This window comes from Pseudoxanthobacter sp., from assembly GCF_036822375.1.
In the GTDB taxonomy this organism is placed as follows: Bacteria; Pseudomonadota; Alphaproteobacteria; order Rhizobiales; family Segnochrobactraceae; genus Pseudoxanthobacter.
Genome location: NZ_DAISHT010000036.1, coordinates 11,690 through 12,747, shown reverse-complemented (window position 1 = coordinate 12,747; position 1,058 = coordinate 11,690). Strand labels below are relative to the sequence as shown.

The 1,058-nt window shown below is 64.1% G+C and carries 1 protein-coding gene; it reads left to right on the top strand.

All coding sequences use genetic code 11. The features are described from left to right. Positions 1-483: 483 nt before the first annotated feature. Positions 484-1,047, top strand: a complete 564-nt coding sequence (ahpC, locus tag V7067_RS05840) for an alkyl hydroperoxide reductase subunit C (RefSeq protein WP_334174944.1) — start codon at positions 484-486, stop codon at positions 1,045-1,047. Positions 1,048-1,058: the final 11 nt, after the last annotated feature.

Genomic DNA, 1,058 nt, shown 5'->3' with positions numbered 1-1,058 from the left:
GTCATGTCCGCGACCGTCATGTCCGCAACTGTCATGCCGGTTGCCGACACAGCCGGCCGCCCCGGGGCCGGCCTCGGCTTCGACAACGGCAACTTCGCCGCCAACGTCCAGTCACAGAGCGGCTCGCCGCGGATCGGCTACAGGTTCTGAGTAAGCCGCCCGGCCCGCTGCTGTGGCGACCGGTGCCTGCGCGGCTCCCCCGCGGGGAAACGCACAGGCACCGGCTCATCTGCCAGCCACCGGGCCGTTTGCCGGGCACCGGCGCATTTGCACAGACAGCTCCCGGAACCTCCCCCACAGCGACCGCCTTCTCCCGCCCGCCGGCGGGCTGCCCCTATGCGGGGTTGCAGGCCGCGCGTCGCGCGATAGGCTGAAGCTATCACTTGCGGCGAAGTTATCTATTTCACTTATATCGCGATCAGCCTTATGGTGCCCGGCGTTGGCTTTGGTCTGCCATATCACACACTGATCCAGGGATTTGACATGTCTCTCGTGAATACCAAGATTAAGCCCTTCAAGGCGCAGGCTTTCAAGAACGGCAAGTTCATCGAGGTGACTGAGGCCGATCTCGCCGGTAAGTGGTCTGTGTTCTTCTTCTATCCGGCCGACTTCACCTTCGTCTGCCCGACCGAGCTCGGCGACGTGGCCGATCACTACGAAGAGTTCCAGAAGCTCGGCGTCGAGATCTATTCGGTCTCCACCGACACCCACTTCACCCACAAGGCCTGGCACGACTCGTCCGAGACGATCGCCAAGATCCAGTACACCATGATCGGCGATCCGACCCACGAGATCTCCACCAACTTCGAAGTGCTGCGTCCCGGTCAGGGTCTGGCCGACCGCGGCACCTTCGTGGTGGATCCGGCGGGCGTGATCCAGGCTGTCGAGATCACCGCCGAGGGCATCGGCCGCGACGCTTCCGACCTGCTGCGCAAGGTCAAGGCCGCGCAGTATGTCGCCAGCCATCCGGGTGAGGTCTGCCCGGCGAAGTGGCAGGAAGGCGAGAAGACCCTCGCCCCCTCGCTCGACCTCGTCGGCAAGATCTGACCGGCAAGATC

Bases quoted from the DNA above. Each gene is read 5' to 3' on its own strand.
- ahpC (WP_334174944.1), top strand. From the start codon at position 484: ATGTCTCTCGTGAATACCAAGATTAAGCCCTTCAAGGCGCAGGCTTTC.